This window comes from Rhodopirellula sp. UBA1907, assembly GCF_002337565.1.
Taxonomy (GTDB): domain Bacteria; phylum Planctomycetota; class Planctomycetia; order Pirellulales; family Pirellulaceae; genus Rhodopirellula; species Rhodopirellula europaea.
The window spans coordinates 243,964-261,848 of record NZ_DDGH01000089.1 but is presented as its reverse complement, the minus strand read 5'-3'; the positions used below and the strand labels follow the sequence as shown (position 1 = coordinate 261,848).

The 17,885-nt window shown below is 55.7% G+C and carries 15 protein-coding genes; 10 read left to right on the top strand and 5 right to left on the bottom strand.

From position 1 onward, the window contains the following. Window positions 1-24: 24 nt before the first annotated feature. Both B2R17_RS20330 and B2R17_RS20325 read right to left on the bottom strand, forming a co-directional pair. Window positions 25-417 (bottom strand): CoA-binding protein, encoded by a 393-nt coding sequence (locus B2R17_RS20330; protein WP_008664030.1) that lies wholly within the window; start codon window positions 415-417, stop codon window positions 25-27. Between the two features lie 52 nt (window positions 418-469). Next, the gene (locus B2R17_RS20325) at window positions 470-1,288 is read right to left on the bottom strand and encodes a MerR family transcriptional regulator (protein ID WP_286765407.1); all 819 of its coding nucleotides are present in this window, start codon (window positions 1,286-1,288) and stop codon (window positions 470-472) included. Window positions 1,289-1,435: 147 nt separating this feature from the next. Here B2R17_RS20325 and B2R17_RS20320 point away from each other — a divergent pair, with 147 nt between their 5' ends. From B2R17_RS20320 to B2R17_RS20275, 10 genes are all read left to right on the top strand, one after another. Continuing rightward, entirely contained in the window at window positions 1,436-1,885 is a 450-nt protein-coding gene (locus B2R17_RS20320) for a rhodanese-like domain-containing protein (RefSeq protein ID WP_286765406.1), read from the top strand. A gap of 208 nt (window positions 1,886-2,093) precedes the next feature. Then, window positions 2,094-2,630: a cytochrome c nitrite reductase small subunit gene (gene nrfH, locus B2R17_RS20315; RefSeq protein WP_037249878.1), complete on the top strand. Its 537-nt coding sequence runs from the start codon at window positions 2,094-2,096 to the stop codon at window positions 2,628-2,630. Between the two features lie 82 nt (window positions 2,631-2,712). Next, complete coding sequence (locus B2R17_RS20310; RefSeq protein ID WP_286765405.1) at window positions 2,713-4,278, top strand: ammonia-forming cytochrome c nitrite reductase subunit c552; 1,566 nt, start codon at window positions 2,713-2,715, stop codon at window positions 4,276-4,278. Between the two features lie 143 nt (window positions 4,279-4,421). Beyond that, window positions 4,422-6,248: an NPCBM/NEW2 domain-containing protein gene (locus B2R17_RS20305; RefSeq protein WP_286765404.1), complete on the top strand. Its 1,827-nt coding sequence runs from the start codon at window positions 4,422-4,424 to the stop codon at window positions 6,246-6,248. 61 nt (window positions 6,249-6,309) lie between these two features. Then, window positions 6,310-7,041 (top strand): NAD(P)-dependent oxidoreductase, encoded by a 732-nt coding sequence (locus B2R17_RS20300; RefSeq protein WP_286765403.1) that lies wholly within the window; start codon window positions 6,310-6,312, stop codon window positions 7,039-7,041. Between the two features lie 84 nt (window positions 7,042-7,125). Next, complete coding sequence (arsC, locus tag B2R17_RS20295) at window positions 7,126-7,476, top strand: arsenate reductase (glutaredoxin) (RefSeq protein ID WP_286765402.1); 351 nt, start codon at window positions 7,126-7,128, stop codon at window positions 7,474-7,476. Window positions 7,477-7,546: 70 nt separating this feature from the next. Then, window positions 7,547-8,581, top strand: coding sequence for a squalene--hopene cyclase (locus tag B2R17_RS20290; RefSeq protein ID WP_286765401.1), 1,035 nt, complete (start codon window positions 7,547-7,549; stop codon window positions 8,579-8,581). Window positions 8,582-8,657: 76 nt separating this feature from the next. Beyond that, the gene (locus tag B2R17_RS20285) at window positions 8,658-10,085 is read left to right on the top strand and encodes a TolC family protein (RefSeq protein WP_008654226.1); all 1,428 of its coding nucleotides are present in this window, start codon (window positions 8,658-8,660) and stop codon (window positions 10,083-10,085) included. Further along, window positions 10,078-11,340 carry an efflux RND transporter periplasmic adaptor subunit gene (locus tag B2R17_RS20280; RefSeq protein ID WP_286765400.1) on the top strand — a complete coding sequence of 421 codons (1,263 nt, stop codon included), beginning with the start codon at window positions 10,078-10,080 and terminating at the stop codon, window positions 11,338-11,340. The genes B2R17_RS20285 and B2R17_RS20280 overlap by 8 nt, the downstream gene beginning before the upstream one ends. Then, complete coding sequence (locus B2R17_RS20275) at window positions 11,337-14,444, top strand: efflux RND transporter permease subunit (protein WP_286765399.1); 3,108 nt, start codon at window positions 11,337-11,339, stop codon at window positions 14,442-14,444. The genes B2R17_RS20280 and B2R17_RS20275 overlap by 4 nt, the downstream gene beginning before the upstream one ends. 53 nt (window positions 14,445-14,497) lie before the next feature. Here the strand turns inward: B2R17_RS20275 and ahr are convergent, their stop codons facing one another. The 3 genes from ahr to B2R17_RS20260 all read right to left on the bottom strand — a co-directional run bounded on the left by ahr (window position 14,498) and on the right by B2R17_RS20260 (window position 17,716). Further along, on the bottom strand, window positions 14,498-15,508 hold the full coding sequence (ahr, locus tag B2R17_RS20270) for an NADPH-dependent aldehyde reductase Ahr (RefSeq protein ID WP_286765398.1): 1,011 nt from the start codon (window positions 15,506-15,508) through the stop codon (window positions 14,498-14,500). A gap of 75 nt (window positions 15,509-15,583) precedes the next feature. Further along, window positions 15,584-16,741 (bottom strand): alkene reductase, encoded by a 1,158-nt coding sequence (locus B2R17_RS20265; protein ID WP_339886593.1) that lies wholly within the window; start codon window positions 16,739-16,741, stop codon window positions 15,584-15,586. A gap of 330 nt (window positions 16,742-17,071) precedes the next feature. Next, a complete protein-coding gene (locus B2R17_RS20260) occupies window positions 17,072-17,716 on the bottom strand; it encodes a protein-tyrosine-phosphatase (protein WP_339886594.1) in 645 nt (214 codons plus the stop codon). Between the last annotated feature and the right edge of the window lie 169 nt (window positions 17,717-17,885).

Sequence of the window (17,885 nt, the reverse complement as noted above, 5' to 3'; positions counted from 1 at the left end):
CAAACGTCAACCGGACGCTGCATCTCATTCGCGAGCGAGCAGCACCAAGATGCAACTGCCGTCGTCGATCACGGTCAGCCCCGCCTCCCGTGCTGCCTGGCTGGCTTCTTCATGCTCCGCACCGGGTTGCATCCACAGGTGCTTCACGCCCGCTTCGATCGCGTCCGCGACCACTTTGCGAGTCACCTCGGGCGGGGTGATGATCGAAACCGCCTCGGGGACCGTCGGCAAATCCTGAATCCGCGGGTACGCCTGATGCCCCTCGATTTCTTCGGTGATCGGATTGAGAGGGTACGCGTCTCGCCCAGATCCTATCAGGGCCCGAAAGACCTTGTTGCCATACTTGTGCTGGCGAGCAGAAGCCCCCGCGACGGCGTAGGTCGGAGCGGAAAGGAACATGGAAATGGCATCGCTCATGATGAGACCTCAGATGATGGTTGAAACAGGTTGGCTGATGGACAAGCGAACTTCAGGAAACGTCGTCCGAAATCAGAAAAACGATTTCGGTGAGGTACTTCTTCGGGTTGCCTTTGAAAATCATGCCGGGTCCTTTGTGGTAAATCTCCCGCGTCGGCACGTCATAGTTCAATGACTGTGCTTTCGCGTGCTTCATGATCTTTTCGTAGGACCGACCGATCTCCTCATATGGTCCTAAATGCATCAACGACAGGGCTCGTCCGCCAGGCAATTCTTTGACGGTGATTTCGTCGTTCGACTCGCCTCTTTTGACCGGCATGCACGCCTCGAAATCAGCGTCCCCTTCTTTGTATTCGGTGTCGTGGTGCAACAACATGGGTTTGCCATTGATGAATCGCCCCAGGCGCCGGCCAATTTTCGCGAATCCTTTACCGCATTCGCTGTAGGCCCCTTTCATGCGAATGCTTGCGATCAAACAAGGGTCAACGTTCTTTTCCTCGACGGCGTAGTTGGTCTGGCTCATCATTTTGGTTGCCTCGGTTTCATGGACAATGATTTGATCGAGCAACCCGGCGATGTCACGATCCTTTTTCATCCGCTCTTTGATCACAGCCCGTTGGGACTTCAAGCGTTCGACGATGTCGGCGTCGTCACTGTGGTTGCTCAATATCTCTCGAACATCAGCCACGGAGAAATCCAACCCACGAAGCTGCGCAATCACCCGCGCGGTGTCGATCTGTGATTCCGAGTAGTAACGGTACCCGCTCCCAGCTTCGACACGACTTGGCGTCAAAACACCTTGCTCGTGATAAAACCGGAGTGACTTGATCGTCAGCCCGGTCACCTTGGAAAATTCGCCTATGCTGAACATGTCCGCCATCCTACGGCCTCCTCCAACGGGAGAGTCAAACGCCAAATCTGGACTTTTTTCAGGTTCATCCAGGTCCTCGATCCGCCAACAATGTATCCCCTCGCTCACGACCGTTTGGTTGGCACTTCGCCTCGTTAGGAAACACGCATGGTTTGGCTGTCCAAACAATTTGTTCGTTGGCTCAATTGGATCGCCCCGTTCGTCAGGCGAAGCCGAGTCGAAGACATCTCGACCGAGGAACTGCGAGGCTTGCTAGAACGGGATGACGAGTCATTCGTCCTGGTGGATGTCCGTTCACAATCCGAGCGAGATGTTTCTCAAATCCCCGGTGCCATTTCGATGGACGAATTTTGGTCGCGGCGGGACGAACTCAAAAATCGAACGGTGATTGCGTCCTGCACCGTTGGAGGTCGAAGCTTACTTTTCGCTCAACGATGTCTGCACAACGGAATCCCGGCTCGCAACTATCGACCGGGGATACTGGGATGGTGCGAGGCCGGCGGCGAGCTCGTCGATCCGCAGGGGCAGACCACGCGACGAGTCCATACGCATAACAAGCTTCTCCGCGCACCGGATGGTTACGAGAGCGTGCCGTAGAGTCACACATCAACATGGAAACTGAGCAGATAAGCACACCTGCATCGCGAGTGTCCGATCGCTCCGCATAGAGACCGATGAAGTTCTGATAACAAAGCACATTTTGGTCATCCAAAAGGTGCACACGCACGTGCAAGTTGTTACATTCCAACCCACCAAGCGAGTCATCTCTGACCTGGCTTGGGTCTCGCGAAAGGAATGGATCATCATGCGATCTGCCACCGGCGATCCATCGGAACCGATGCCGATCAAGAACTCCGCGAAAACCCGGAATTCAAAAGCAACGTTTGCCTTTTGTTTGGTACTGGGACTGCTCGCCGGTATCGGCACGTTCACTTTCGGTTACGGCAAAGGTGCCAGCTACCTGAGCAACAAACCCGAGACGTGCGTCAATTGTCATGTGATGCAATCGCACTTTGATTCTTGGCAGCAGAGTTCTCACCACCATGTTGCCGTTTGCAATGATTGCCACCTGCCGCACGACAAAATCGGCAAGTGGGTCGTCAAAGGCGACAATGGATTCTTCCACTCCTTGGCATTCACCTTGGGTGGCTATTCCGATCCGATCGAAATCAAACCACGCAACCGCCGAGTCACTCAGAGCACTTGCGTGGACTGCCATCGTGATTTTGTGCATGCGTTGTTGCCCGCGACCTCGCAAGGTGACATGCAGAACTGCGTCCATTGCCATGCCGACGTTGGCCATGCGGGCCACGGCAAAGTGGACTGGATGCATCCGCGTTGACACCGTTTTTGGTGTCGACCTCGTTCTTTGACGTTCTTCCTATTCGACCTCTTCTTTCAATCTTCGTTCGCAAAGGTTTGTCATGTCCGATCAGCAACCACGCAGCTTCGGATGGCTGATTCTATTGACCGCACTGACCGCTTTCACAACGTTCGGCGTTGTCGCGTTGCTGGTCAACATCTTTGAACGCAAGCAAGAGGCCAGAGCTCCGTTCACCAAGGTGGTCGACGTCACTGAAATCAGCACCGCCCCAGAACCCTGGGGTCTGAACTTCCCGCAGCAATACGAGGACTACCTGAAAACGGTCAACGACGATTACACCGACTTCGGTGGCAACCACGCTTTGCCACCCAGCAAGCTGGAAGAATCGCCTTGGCTGAAACGATTGTTTGCTGGCTATGCCTTCAGCATTGATTATCGCGAAGCACGTGGTCACGCTCACATGTTGGCCGACCAAGAAGTCACCAAGCGAGTGACCGACGTTCAGCAATCCGGTGCTTGCTTGCACTGCCACGCGTCCATCGCCGCGACGTACCGACGCATCGGATTGGAAGAACAAGGCAAACCGGCCGACGCGAAATCACTGGCCGATGGCTTTCAACAGGAAGCTGTCTTGGCGGGCTTCCGATCGGTTAGCACCAAGAAGTACGAAGAGATCCACGCAGAACTCAAAAAGACTCCCGATGGATTTGACGCCGCCAGCGGCGATCCTCATGTCGGTGGTGCCCATCCGGTTTCATGCGTGGATTGCCACGACCCCGAGACGATGTCGATTCGAGTCACTCGCCCCGGATTCATCTTGGGCATCGACAAACTCGCCAAGAGCGATGCTGAAGTTCCACACCTGCCCAGCATCCAGTCCTGGCGTGATAGCGGCAAGAGAGGCGACTACGATCCGAACACGATGGCGACTCGCCAAGAGATGCGATCGTTTGTCTGCGGCCAGTGCCACGTCGAGTACTACTGTGCGAACAAGATGACGTTGACCTACCCCTGGAGCAACGGATTGAAGATGGAAAACCTCGAGGCCGAATGGGACGCCACCACGTTCCCCGATGGCGGAGAGTTCTACGACTACGTTCACAAAACCACCGGCACCAAAGTCTACAAAGCTCAACACCCTGAGTTCGAACTTTGGAGCCAAGGCATTCACGCCCGAGCCGGCGTCAGTTGCAGCGATTGCCACATGCCGTTCGAAAAGGTCGGTGCGACCAAGGTCAGCAGTCACTGGGTTCGCAGCCCGATGATGAACATCAACAAGGCCTGCCAAACCTGCCACAAGGTTCCCGAGGCCGAAATCAAAGCTCGCGTCGATGTGATCCAAGATCGAACGCGAGCCCTGATCGATCGCGCTGCCAACGCGATGACCGAAATGCTGGACGCGATCATCGAAGTCCAAGAAGCCGGTGCAACCGAAGAACAACTCAAACCGATTCGTGACTTGCAACGCAAAGCGATGTGGCGTCTGGACTACATTGCCAGCGAAAACAGCAAGGGATTCCATGCCAGCCAGGAGTCCGCACGAATCCTGGGCGAGTCGATCGACTACAGCCGCCAAGCGATCGCGAAAGCGTACCGGATTGATGTGAAACCAGCGGCTTCCGAAGACGCGAGTCCGGAAGACTCCGAAGCTTCGACGGACGAATAACCTGCGATCAAGTGATTGGAAGACGCCTGGCCTTCGCGCCGGTCCCTTCCCCTTGATGAGTCTGCACCGCATGGCCGATCATGAGCATCCAAGATGCCCACGGCCATGCACGTTTCCTTTTGACGCAGACAGATCGCCCGCCGATGAAATCATTCTCGATGCTTGCCGTTCTGGCGATCTCGTTGGTGTTCACTCCAAGCACCAGGACTTGTCTCGCCGACGGGCCGCCTGCCGTTCGAATGCAGGCATCTGCCTCGTCCGTTGCCGTGGCTCGCAAGCGAATCGCTCAAGCGATCAAGGTGGATCCGATCGAATCCCCCGGTCGTGTTGTCGTGGTGTACTTCACGCCTCGCGATCGTCAACCGGCGGCCAACCACACCGCACGAATCCGTAGGATCGTCGAGGAAACCGCGAAGTTCTATGAGAGCGAACTCAAGCGACATGGTTTCCCGAATCGTTCCATGCACACGTTGCGAAACGAACGAGGACAAATCGACATTGTTGACGTGGTCGGTGAACAAACGGACTACGACAAACCCGATGGACAGAAAATCCGTGACGAAGTGATCCCGGTTTTGCGGCAACGCGGCATCGACGCCGACGCATCCGTGTTGCTGCTGTTTTGCAACTTGATGGACTACGATCCCGTTGCCAGCAAGATCTCACATCACAGTCCCTACTACGGTGGCGGCAGTCATCTATCGGGAACCGCTTGGCAATGCGATTCCGAGATTCTGGACACCCGTCGCTTTCGTGACCCAACGCCGATCCGAGACGCCGAATACGGACGCATCACGATTGGCCGTCACAACTCAATCTTCATTGGCGGCGTGATCCACGAACTCGGCCATGCTCTTTCGTTGCCACATTGTCGCCAACGTGTCGACGAAGCCGAACGTGGCACAGCTTTGATGGGATCGGGCAACCGAACCTATGCGCAACAATTGCGTGGCGAAGGCAAAGGAACTTTCATCACTCAAACTCATGCGTTTCGATTGGCGGCTCATCCGGTCTTCAACCGGCAAGTCGCCCGATCGATCTACGATCGCCCCGCCACCGACTTCCATGACTTGCGTCTGTCGGTTGGCCCAGAGCAATCGATCCAGATTGACGGGCGTGTCAACAGTACGATTCCATCGCACGCGGTAGTTGCCTATTTCGATCCGGATGGAGGTGGCGACTACGACGCGACAACGGCGACATCCGTTCCGGGCACTGACGGCAAATTCGTCATGCACAGCGGTCCGCTTCGCTCAAAGACATCCGGTGAACTGAGAATCGTGTCCTGTCACGTCAACGGCACGACGAGCACGCGTTCGCTGCGGTACAGCATCAATGCGGATGGAACACCCGACCTTTCGATCGCGAAACTGGAGCTGGAACTGAAGCCGGTGATCGATCAACTGCAAGCTGGCTCGGTCGAAAACGCCACCCAATTGCTTCGCGAAACCGCGAGCTCAGACGATGAGCTCGCCAGCATCGGCCAAAGGGTGTTGGAGCGTTTTCAAAACCTTGAACAACCGATTTCAGTCGACGCCGATCTGATCCCTACGACCACCAAATCAATTTGGCTCTCGACGATTCGCCCACAGTCGGCCGAAGTGGGATGGCTGCGGCCCACCTACAACTCCGTGCCAGATAGAAAGCGATTGCTGTCTCTGGGTGGCGACTACTTTGCCCATGGAATCTACGCTCACGCACCAGCCAAACACGTCTACAAACTTGACGGGAACTGGAAACGTCTTCGCGGACGCAGTGGGATTCAAGGCAACTTGTTTGGGCAAGTCGATTTTGAGATTGTTGGCGATGGCAAATCGCTGTGGAAAGCAACTCGCGTGACCGCCGGCCAGGGCAGTGCGTTCGACATTGATGTCAGCAAGGTGCAAACGCTGACTCTGAAGGTGACCGATGGCGGCAACGGTCGCGGCGGCGATTGGGGAATCTGGGTCGAACCATTGCTCACGCGATGATTCCCGTCCGCCGATTCGCATTGGCACTTTGCTTGGCCAACATGTCTTTTTGGAAATTGTGATGTCGAAGGTTTTCGTGGCCGGAGGAACCGGCCAAACAGGTCACTTGTTGATTCAGCAACTGATCAAACGTGGGCACCACGTGGTGACGGTGGTTCGATCCATCTCGCGCCTTCGTGAACTGCTGGGCGATTTCGACGAAGCCGCCTGCACGGTGACCGAGGGAAACCTGCTCGATCTTACCGACCAGCAACTGATCGCTCAGGTCGACGGTTGCCATGCCATCGCATCGTGCTTGGGTCACAACCTGACACTGAAAGGCATGTACGGCCAACCGCGCCGGTTGGTCACGAATGCAGCCGAACGGTTGTGCAGGGCGGCTCAGAAATCCTCCGCCCCCAAGCCGGTTCGCTTCGTTCTGATGAGCTCGTCGGGAGTCAGAAATCATCGCTTGAACGAAACCCATTCGATCGCGGAACGATGCGCGTTCGCATTGCTGCGAACATTGGTTCCACCTCACGTCGACAACGAACAAGCGGCTGAATTCCTGCAAACTCAAATCAATGAAGGCGACCCAGGCATTGAATGGTCCATCATTCGTCCGGACTCGCTGCATGATGCGGACGAGGTCACCGAGTACGACCTTGAACCTTCGCCAATTCGCAGCCCGCTTTTTAACTCTGGAAAGTCAAGCCGCATCAATGTCGCTCACCTGATGGCCGAGTTGATCTCCGACGACAAAACATGGAACCGCTGGAAAGGCAAAACGCCGGTGCTCTACAACCGGGATTGAATGATCTCGTCCCGACGTTTCAGATATTCACATACTTTGCTCCAACTCGAACGGCCCGCCCCCCAACCTCAACTCAACCTCAGCATGACCAAGATCTATCACAACCCAAGATGCACGAAGTCACGCCAAGCTTTGCAACTGCTGGAGGAACACGGCGTCGAACCAGAGGTCATCAAGTACTTGGACACGCCGCCAACGAAAAAAGAACTCGCCGAGATCGTGAAGTTACTGGGCATCCCCGCGAAAGACTTGGTCCGCAAGAAAGAAGCGTTGTTCAAAGAATTGAACTTGGGTGAGCAAACGCTGACCAACCAACAGTGGATCGCCACGATGGTGGAGAACCCCAAGTTGATCGAACGTCCGATCGTGATCCACAACGGAAAAGCAGCGATTGGCCGTCCAACGGAAAAGATCGCTGAGATTCTCGAAGCCTAAACGGGATCGGCTGATGCGATCAGGATAGGATAGTGGTATCCGCGATCGTTTCTCCCCGAAGGCACTTTCCATGACTTTCCGATCTCGCGCTGCCGCGACGAGTGCTTTGATTTGGATCGGCGGAGTAGCGTTGGCTGGCCAACCTGCGTGGTCGCAGGACGCCACGCGTTCGATCCAAAGTGGATTGCAATACGTTCAGCAGGCCGGTGAACAGTGGATTGAAAAACGTGGGTGTGTTTCATGCCATCAGATCCCGACGCTGATTTGGAGTCACGAAGCCGCTCGGCGAACCGAATCGATCGCCGTTTCCGACCTGCTCGATGAATGGGAACGTTGGTCCACCGATGTCGTCAACTTCGTCAAACCGGAGCAAAAGGCGGATCTGGACCATTCGGCGACGATGGCAGCGAACATCGACACGATGACGCAACTTTTGCTGGCAATCCCTCGTACGAATGCCTCCTCTGCACCGGGTGGCACTGACTGGCGATCGCGTTTTGCAGAGAAGCTGCTCGAAGAACAATCCGCCGACGGATCCTGGCGTGCGTGCGGACAACTTCCCGCTCAACGTCGACCAACAAAAGAGACCACCGCGACAACGACGGCTTGGACAGCGCTCGCCTTGATGAGAGAGCCCGTTGAGTTTGATCCCTCCACCGCGATCCAGTTCGTCGACTCCATCGACCAGCCCGAATCAACGGAGTTCCTGGCCGCTCGGTTGTTGCTAGCTCGTGAGATGGACCGCCGTTTTTCCAATCAATCTCCGCCTCATTCATCGACTCAACAATGGCAAACCGCTTTGTTGGATCACCAAAACGAAAATGGTGGCTGGGGGTGGAAATTGGCGGACGGGAGCGACGCGTTGGGCACCGGATACGCCCTGCACGCTCTGGCGATGACAGGCACGGACTCGAGTACTTTGAATCTTGCAGTGAAGTACCTCCTCGCGACTCAAGAACCCAATGGACGTTGGAAAGTCCCCGGCACCAAAGCATCCGCGAAAGGTCGCGCGACTCCGACCGCGAATGACTGGGGCAGTGCTTGGGCGGTCATCGCTTTGTCAACAAACGCGAAACAGTCAGCGAGCGTGAAACACGACGAATAACCACCGAGATATGTAACAAGTCCTGAATTGGACTGGATTTCGGACCGCCGAATCTCGTAATTCGGCCTTCATGTCTATGGTTCGATTCGCGAGGTTGCTCCCCGCCCGGTGGCTCATTGCATTGCTACTGATCGGTGTCGGCTGCGCCAATCCAGACAGCACTTGGACCTTCCGCACACAAACCCCGCCACCATTTTCGACTCCGGGTGAAGTGGTTCCGCCGGATCGTTGGTGGACCAGCTTCAACGATCCGACACTCAACGCAGAGATTGAAGTCGCACTGCAAGGCAACTTCACTCTCGCCGCGGCTCTACAACGTTTGTATGCGGCCCGAGCCGTGACACGTCGCGAAGCATCCGATCTGTGGCCGGACCTGAACGGAGTTGCTGACTATGGCAGCACGATGGGTCCTGGCAGAGATCGTTCCAGTTTCATTTGGGGATTGGATGCCGGATACCAAGTCGACTTGTGGGGCGAAATTGAATCCCGCGTGGATGCCGAACGCTTGCGAACATCCGCCACGCGAGAAGACTACCACGCGATTGCATTGACCCTGACCGCAGAGATCGCTCGAACGTGGTTCTCGCTGATCGAAGGGCACGCCCAAATCAAGTTGCTCAACGAACAGCTCGACAACAACCAGATGGGGTTGGCGCTACAGGAAGCACGCTTTGCCTCAGGCTTGATCCGCAGCCCCGACGTGCTTCGACAGCGACAATTGGTCGAAGCGACGCTGGAACAAATCGTCGTCGAGAAAGTCCGCATCGAAGTCCTGGAACATCAACTCGCGGTGCTGCTTGGCGAGATGCCTCAAGCCGCGGAATACGAACCCGGTTCGATTCTGCCTCCGTTGCCGCCTCTGCCATCGACTGGCCTGCCTTCGGAATTGCTAAAACGCCGGCCAGACGTTCGCCGCGACTACCTAGCTTTCCGTGCTGCTGACCGAGACCTGGCTTCCGCGATCAGTGCCCAATATCCTCGCATCAATCTCACGGGATCGCTGCTGAACGTGTCGGAATCCCCCGAAACGCTGTTCCGCGATTGGTTCGTATCCATCGGTGCACAAATGATTGCCCCGCTGTTTGACGGTGGGCAACGCCGGGCTGAAGTCGACCGAAACGCGGCGGTCAAACGCGAATTGTTCAATGTTTATGGGCAGACGATGCTGAACGCATTCAGCGAAGTCGAAGACGCATTGGCCCAAGAACGCTACCAGCTCGAACGGATCGAGCACCTGGAAAATCAAGTCGAACTGGCTCGACAATCCTCCGAGCAGTTGAGAGAGCAATATCTGATCAGTGATGCGACTTATCTGGACGTGCTCAGTGCAATCACGGCGCAGCAAAGATTGCAGCGCGAAACGCTTTCGGCTCAACTAGACTTGGTGCTCATTCGCGTCTCGCTGTACTTGGCGTTGGCAGGCGATTTTGACACCCGTCCACAAGACTTTGAATTATTGGAATCCACCGTGGAAATCATCCCGGAGACCGTTGTCGATGAGTGATGCGTCGAAACAGCGACCCAAATGGCGCTGGCTTCGCATCCTTGGTACCACCATCACCTGCTTGGCAATTCTAGGTGCGTCCGCCGCCGCGGTGGTTGTGATCAACAAGACCGAACCCACCGCCCAGCAGATCAACGCGACGCGAAAATCGTCGGCTTTGGTGGACACCATCACTGCGGAACGAGGCACCTACTCACCTCAGTTAGTGGTGCTCGGAACCGTCGAACCAGCCCAAGACATCACGCTCGGCCCACGAATCAGCGGCCAAGTGGTTGAGCTCTCGCCTGAATTCATCCCCGGTGGCATGGTCAGCAAAGACGACCTGTTGCTGCGGATCGATCCGTCGGACTTCGAAAACGCGGTCTCGATCAGCAACAGTGAATTGCTGCAGAAAGAAGCGTTGTGGGAAATCGAACAAGCTCGCCAGCGTCTGGCGGTGAAAGAGCTGGAAATGCTCGAAGACACTATCGACGACACCAACCGCGGCCTTGTGTTACGGGAACCGCAAATCGCATCGATCAAAGCGGAGATGGCGGCGGCGAAAGCATCGCTGGAACGAGCGCAGCTGGACCTCGATCGAACGGAAGTCACCGCTCCATTCGATGCTCAAATCCTGACGCAATCGGTCAACATCGGTTCTCAAGTCAGACCGGGCGACGAGCTCGCGCGTCTGATCGGTGTGGACGAGTACTGGATCATGGCGGCGGTTCCGATTCGAACATTGCGATGGATTCAATTCCCGAAAACCAACGATGACGGAACATCCACCGAAGGATCCAAGGTGATCCTGCGCAACACGGACGCTTGGGGGCCCGACGCGCAACGCGAAGGCCGGGTCGCCCGGTTGATCGGAACCCTCGACCAACAAACTCGACTGGCTCGTGTCTTGATCACAGTCGCCGATCCGCTCGGACGAGAATCGGATGCACCACCATTGATCTTGGACACGTTGATCGAAACGCAAATCGAAGGCAAAGAGATCAACGATGTGATCCGCATGCCTCGCGATTATGTCCGCGATCAGGACACGGTCTGGGTGATGAAGGAAGAACAACTCGAAATTCGCGAGACTCAGGTGGTCTTTCGTGATGCAGAGTACGCCTACATTCGCGAAGGGATTGAAGAAGGCGAAGACATCGTGACGACCACGCTGGCGACCGTGGCCGACGGAGTTGGTTTGCGCAAGATCACGGACGATGAAGTAGAGAGTGAAGAGCCGGTGGACTCCGACGAAACTGAGGAGACAACCGAGTGACGTCGTTGAGCAAGATGGTTCCCGAGGGTGGCCCCATCGCATGGATGGCTCGCAATGCGATTGCGGCCAACCTGCTGATGTTGCTGCTGCTTGGTGGTGGCATCTGGTCAGCGTTTGCAATTCAAAAGGAAGTCTTCCCTCAGTTTCAGCTCGACATTGTCGAAGTCGCCGTTGGATACCCGGGCGCCGCCCCGGAAGAAGTCGAACAGGGAATTTTGCGTCCGATCGAAGAAGCCGTTCGGGGTGTCGAAGGCATTCGAGAAGTCACCAGCGAAGCTCGCGAAGGCCGTGGTGAAGTTCTGATCGAATTGGTCGGCGGCGAAGACCGCATGAAAGTCCTGCAGGACGTCGACCAAGCAGTCAGCCGGATTCGCACCTTTCCGGATCAAATCGAACAACCCGAAGTGCGACTGCAGTCTCGCCAGCAAGAAGTGATGCAGGTCGCGATTTACGGTCCGATCGACGTCTGGGCACTGCGCAAGTTAGCTGAACAACTTCGCGATCAACTGCAATCCAAAGAACAAATCACACAAGTCGAATTGCGTCGCGTTCCTGCCTATGTGACGCACGTCGAAATCCCGCGACAACGCTTGCGTGAGTACGGGCTGACTCTTCCCGACGTCGCTCAAATCATTCGCACGTCCAGCCAAGATGTCGCGGCCGGTTCCGTGCAAACGACCGCCGGCGAAATCTTGCTCCGTGTGAAAGCTCGCAAACAATGGGCGGAAGAGTTCGCCGGCATCGAAATCGTGGCCGGGCGAGATGGTCCGATGGTGACGCTCGGTGATATCGCCACAATTCGCGACGGATTCGAAGAAGTCGGATTCCACTCACAATTCAGCCAAACGCCATCGGTCGAACTCGACATCTATCGTGTCGGTTCTCAGTCACCAATGGATGTGGCCGAAGCGGTCCAAGAGACCATGGAAGAATTCGAAACGGCACTGCCACAAGGCGTGAAGTGGCGAATCGACAGCAACAACGCCGAAGAATTCCGCCGACGTTTGATGTTGGTCGCCGAGAACGCTGCGATGGCCGTCGTGATCGTGCTGGTGATTCTCTCGTTGTTCCTTGAATTCCGCTTGGCGTTCTGGGTGATGATGGGAATGGCGGTTTCTTTCATCGGCGGTGTGTTGCTACTGCCTGCCGCCGGTGTCAGCATCAACATGATTTCGTTGTTCGGCTTTCTTGTTGTGCTGGGCATCGTCGTCGATGACGCGGTGGTCGTGGGAGAAAACGTTTACGAGAAACGACAGACACTCAAGGATCACGAAGCCGCCGCCGTCGAAGGCACCCAAGAAGTCTCTGGACCGGTCACGTTCAGCATCCTGACGAACATCGTCGCGTTCGTTCCGCTGCTGTTCATTCCTGGCGAAACCGGCAAATTCTGGGGTCCCTTGCCGGTCGTTGTGATGATCGTCCTGGCGTTGTCGCTGGTTGAATCTCTGTTCATCCTTCCGGCTCACTTGGCCCACGCTCGCGACGCGGGACGAAATCCCAACAGCATCGGTGCGCGGCTGCACCATTTGCAGCAACGATTCAGCCAAGCGTTCAATCGCTTGGTGGAATTCTTTTATCGTCCCATCCTGATCCTCAGCCTTCGGCATCGATACGTCACCGCTTCATTGGCACTCGCTTTGTTCGTTGTGATCGGTGGCTATGCGACCAGTGCTCACATGGGATTGATCCTGATGCCAGAAGTCTCAGCCGATGAGATCGAAGCCGGCGTGCGGATGCCAGTTGGCACGACGCAGGATCAAGCCGCGAAAATTGCGGACACGGTGACGCAGGCGAGCATCAAGATGTTCGAAGAACACAACCTGTACGAAGTTGCCGAAGGTATTAAAACCAACGTCCGGGGCCAGAGTTTCATCGACGTCGAAATCGTGATGAAGCCACCAGACCAACGAGACATGACCGCCAACGAGGTCATCGATTTGTGGCGTGAGCACATCGGCGATTTGCCAGGTGTCAATCAAGTCACTTTTGAAGCCGAACGAGGACCGGGCGGTTACCGACGCGACATCAGCATTGACCTCAGTCACAGCGACATCGAGGTGTTGGAGCAAGCCGCCACCGCATTCGTTGAACGAGTCGAACTGTATTCCAACGCTCGGGATGTCAACGACAACTACAACAAAGGAAAAACGCAATACGATTTCCGGCTTCGTCCGGAGGGGCGTTCACTTGGCCTGACCGATGAAGAACTGGGCGAACAATTGCGAGGTGCCTTCTTTGGATCATTGGCGTTGCGACTGATTCGTGGAACCAACGAAACCGAAGTCAGAGTCAAGCTTCCCGAAGAACAGCGTGAGGACATTCACAACCTGGAAGATTTGATCATTCGCACACCGAGCGGAGCAGAGGTTCCGCTAATGGACGTCGCCGAAGTGGAAGAAACGCTGGCATTTCGATCCATCAATCGCCGCGACGGCAGACGAACGATCAGTGTCTCGATGGATGTGGAACCCAAACGTGCCGTTACTCAGGTCATCGAAGCTTTACGAAACTCGGAACTTCCCAAGCTTCGTGAAGACTTCCCCGGAATCACCTGGAGCTTTGAAGGCAGCGACGCGGAAATGCGTCAGGCCACAGCGTCACTGTGGGGATCGTTCGGCTTGGCACTCGCCGTGATCTATTCGCTGCTCGCGATCGCATTCAAAGGTTACGTGCAACCGCTGATTGTTTTGGTTGCGATTCCCTTCGGCGTCGTTGGCGCGATCATCGGACACATCATGCTCGGTTATGACCTGTCGCTGGTCAGTCTGATGGGAGTGATTGCCCTGTCGGGCGTTGTGATCAATGACTCCCTGATCATGATCGACTATGCGAACCGCCACCGAAAAAACCAGTCCGCATTTGATGCCATCTCACAAGCCGGACTGCGTCGATTCCGTCCCATCTTGTTGACCACCCTGACAACGTTTGGCGGTTTGATGCCGCTGATCTTCGAAGACTCTCTGCAAGCTCAATACATCATCCCGATGGCGATCTCGCTCGGGTTTGGCATTCTCTTCGCGACAGCGATCATTCTTGTATTGGTGCCATGCCTGTACCTGATCCTGGAAGACATCCAAAAGATGTTCACACCAGAAACAGAATGATAACGGCAAGCACTCTTTGATTGAGCAACGACGTGGAATCACGACTCGTCGCTTCAGTCGCGATCCAAGATGATTCGATAACGAGCGTCACCGCTGCGAAGCCGTTCAAACGCATCGTTGACTTTGCTCATCGGATAGTGCTCGGTCACGGGAGCGATCTGGTGGCGAGCGGCGAAGTCCAGCATTCGTCGAATGATGACCGGCGGTCCCACCGGCGATGCACCCAGCGTCAGTTGGTTGAAGAGCATGTGCGGCAGCAATCCAATTTCCATTGGTTCGGTGAGCGCGCCGACCATATGCAAACGACCATGAGTCTTCAGAGTTCCAAGAACGGCGTTCCAATCCAGCGGCACATTGATGGTTGAAATCACCAAGTCAAAACGCAGGTCCGTGTTCTTAATCGCATCCATGTCACGCGAGTTGATCGTGTGATGAGCGCCCATTTCCAAGGCCTCTTCCTCTTTGGATTCAGAGGTGAACGCTGTAACCTCGCATCCCCAGGCGTTTGCGAACTTGAGGGCGAGGTGCCCGAGCCCGCCGATCCCGATGACACCGACGGAAGAGGTTGGTGAAAGATCCAATTGAACAAAAGGATTGAATACGGTGATTCCTCCGCATAGCAGTGGCCCTGCTTCCTTCGCATTCAGCGAATCAGGAATCTTCACAACGCTGGCTGATTGAGCCCGGACGGTGTCGGCGAATCCTCCGTGGCGGCCACCAATCGTTGCTTGGGCATCGTTGCACAAATTGTGATCACCGCTCATGCATTGGTCGCACACCATGCAATAACCCGCATGCCATCCCAGACCGACACGGTCGCCCACTGATAGATGAGTGACGTGATCGCCCACCGACGAAACCTTGCCAATCACCTCGTGCCCGGGAACGAGCGGGTATTCGCTCATCTCCCAATCGTTGTCGACCATGCTGATGTCACTGTGACAAATGCCGCACGATTCGACATCGATGTCGACCTCGTCGGAACCAATGTCATCGAGTTCATACTCGAACTCTTCAAAAGTTCCTTTGGATTCTTTGACGGCGTAGGCATGAACGGTCTTCATTGAGATCTTTCTTCAAAAGTGAATTGGGAGTGCGGGCAAGTCATTGGCGACGTTCGGCGGAACTTTCAACAATTCCTACTCAACGCCGCAAGACTCAGGCTGTTTCGATTCCGCTTGGTAGGTTGGAAAATCGGTGTAGCCTTCAGCATCGTGCGAGTACCAGACGGACATGTCCGCAGTCTCGGCGAGAGGCCACCCATTCTCAAAACGCTCCACGAGATCCGGGTTGCTGATGTATGGACGTCCGAAAGCGATTAGATCCGCCGCTCCGTCCACGAGTTCCTCTTCCGCGGACTCTCGCGAATAGCCAACGTTGCCCATCAACGGACCGCTAAAGACCTCTCGGAAATCCGCGAGCGTCATCGCGGGTCCGAGTTCATGAAAACCAAACCCGGTGCCATCCATCACGTGCAGATACGCGAGCCCATACTGATCAAGTTGCCGTGCGACGTAGGTGAATTGCTCGATATAGTCGGGTGATCCCATGTCGTTGAATGAACCGTTGGGTGCCAACCGGACACCGACACGATCGTTCGGCCAAACGCTCGTGACCGCATCCACAACCTCGCCCAATAGACGGTAACGATTCTCGATGCTGCCACCGTATTGATCTTCGCGGTGATTGGATTTGGACTGCAAGAATTCGTCCAACAGATAGCCGTTGGCGGAATGAATTTCTACGCCGTCAAAGCCCGCCGACTTGGCACGTTCGGCCGCTTTGCGATAGTCCTCCACGATGCCCGGCAGTTCGCTGGTTTCGAGAGCACGTGGCACTTCGTAAGGCTTCTTCCCCGACGGGGTGTGCACGCCGTCGCCTTCAATCGCAATTGCCGATGGCGCCACCGGCAGATCGCCATCGTGAAAATCACTGTGCGACGCTCGCCCGGTATGCCACAACTGCAGAAAGATTCGGCCGCCGGCTTCGTGAACCGAATCCACAACGATCTTCCATCGTTCTGCCATCTCGTCGTTGTAGATCCCTGGTGATTGAGGCCACCCGATGCCTTGTTCGGACACCACGGTTGCTTCGCTGATGATCAAACCAGCGGAAACTCGTTGCGTGTAGTACTCGGCCATCATTTCGTTGGCCATGCGTTCCACCCCGGCGCGTGCTCGCGTCAGCGGAGCCATCACGATGCGGTTGGGTAGCGTCAGTCCGCCGATCTCCAGCGACTGGAACAATGCGGACTTGGAAGTATTTGATGTGGAAGCGTTCATCTTATTGGAAGCCATTTGGGTTGCTTTGGGTCAGTCTCTACGGTTCATTTACGTCGCCGCCATTTTCGGGTGGCGTCGCACTGTATATGTCCGGCTACGGGGATGCTCCGCAAAGCGTGTGCCCACAATGGACGCAAGTCCCGATGCTGCAATGATTTCAGACGCGGGCAACCGCAAACTGGCCCGTAAAAATCGACAGCACGCGCATCAACCAGCCAATGACTTTGTGCTGACGGGCTTCCAAGTCAGCCAAAAGTGTTGGCACCGGAGAGAGAACTTCGTAGTGCGGTGAGCCGACAAGCCAATCGCCGCAAACGAATCGATTCAGAGATCGACGCCGAAGACCTACACCAAAGACATCGCGTGAATCATTTCTCTCGCGATTTGTCGGCATCGCTCGTCGTAGATCTCGGCTTCCCGAGGAGTGCCGTCCGAGACCTTGGGATCCTCGTAGCGAATCGGCAACCGCAGATCGCATCCGGGAACGATCGGACAAGCCTGATCGGCGTTCGAACAAGTCATCACCGCCGCGAAATGCCTCGTCGGATTGGGCGACTCGCTGTAAATCTTTGAGAAGCACAACAAAGGCTCCGACTGCTCGGCGTAGCGAACCGCATAGGTTGGATTGCTCTTGTCTTCCGTCTCCACGTCGACCTCAAACCCAACCCTCTTCAACGAAGCAACGATTCGCGGATTCATTGCTGTCGCTTCTGTTCCGCCGGAGAAAGTTTGAACGCTCTGCAACCCGAACAAATCCGCAGCCACCCTGGCCCAAATCTGAGTCAAGTGACTGCGACGCGAATTGTGCGTGCAGATAAAGGTCAACTGCACCGGGCGAGACTTCTGAGTCTCACCGCGAATGTAGCCTGCCAATTGCTTCAGATCTTCCCGGCGTTCCTCGGAGATCAAACCCGACTCGGCTCGACGCTGGTCCACGAAGGAGCTCAAAGAAGGAAACAAACCAATGGTGTTCAGCTCACTCATGACCACTCTTAGGAAATGACGGGAAACCGGCGCAAGTTCAAACGCCGGTCACAATATCGTAGATGCAAGACACGCCTATCGGGCTGTTGATTTGGTCGTGTACCGAACGACAACAGTTAGCCGATGGACGTTAGCTCCGGCAGGCGTCTGATTAACCGCCGCCAACGCGGTACGG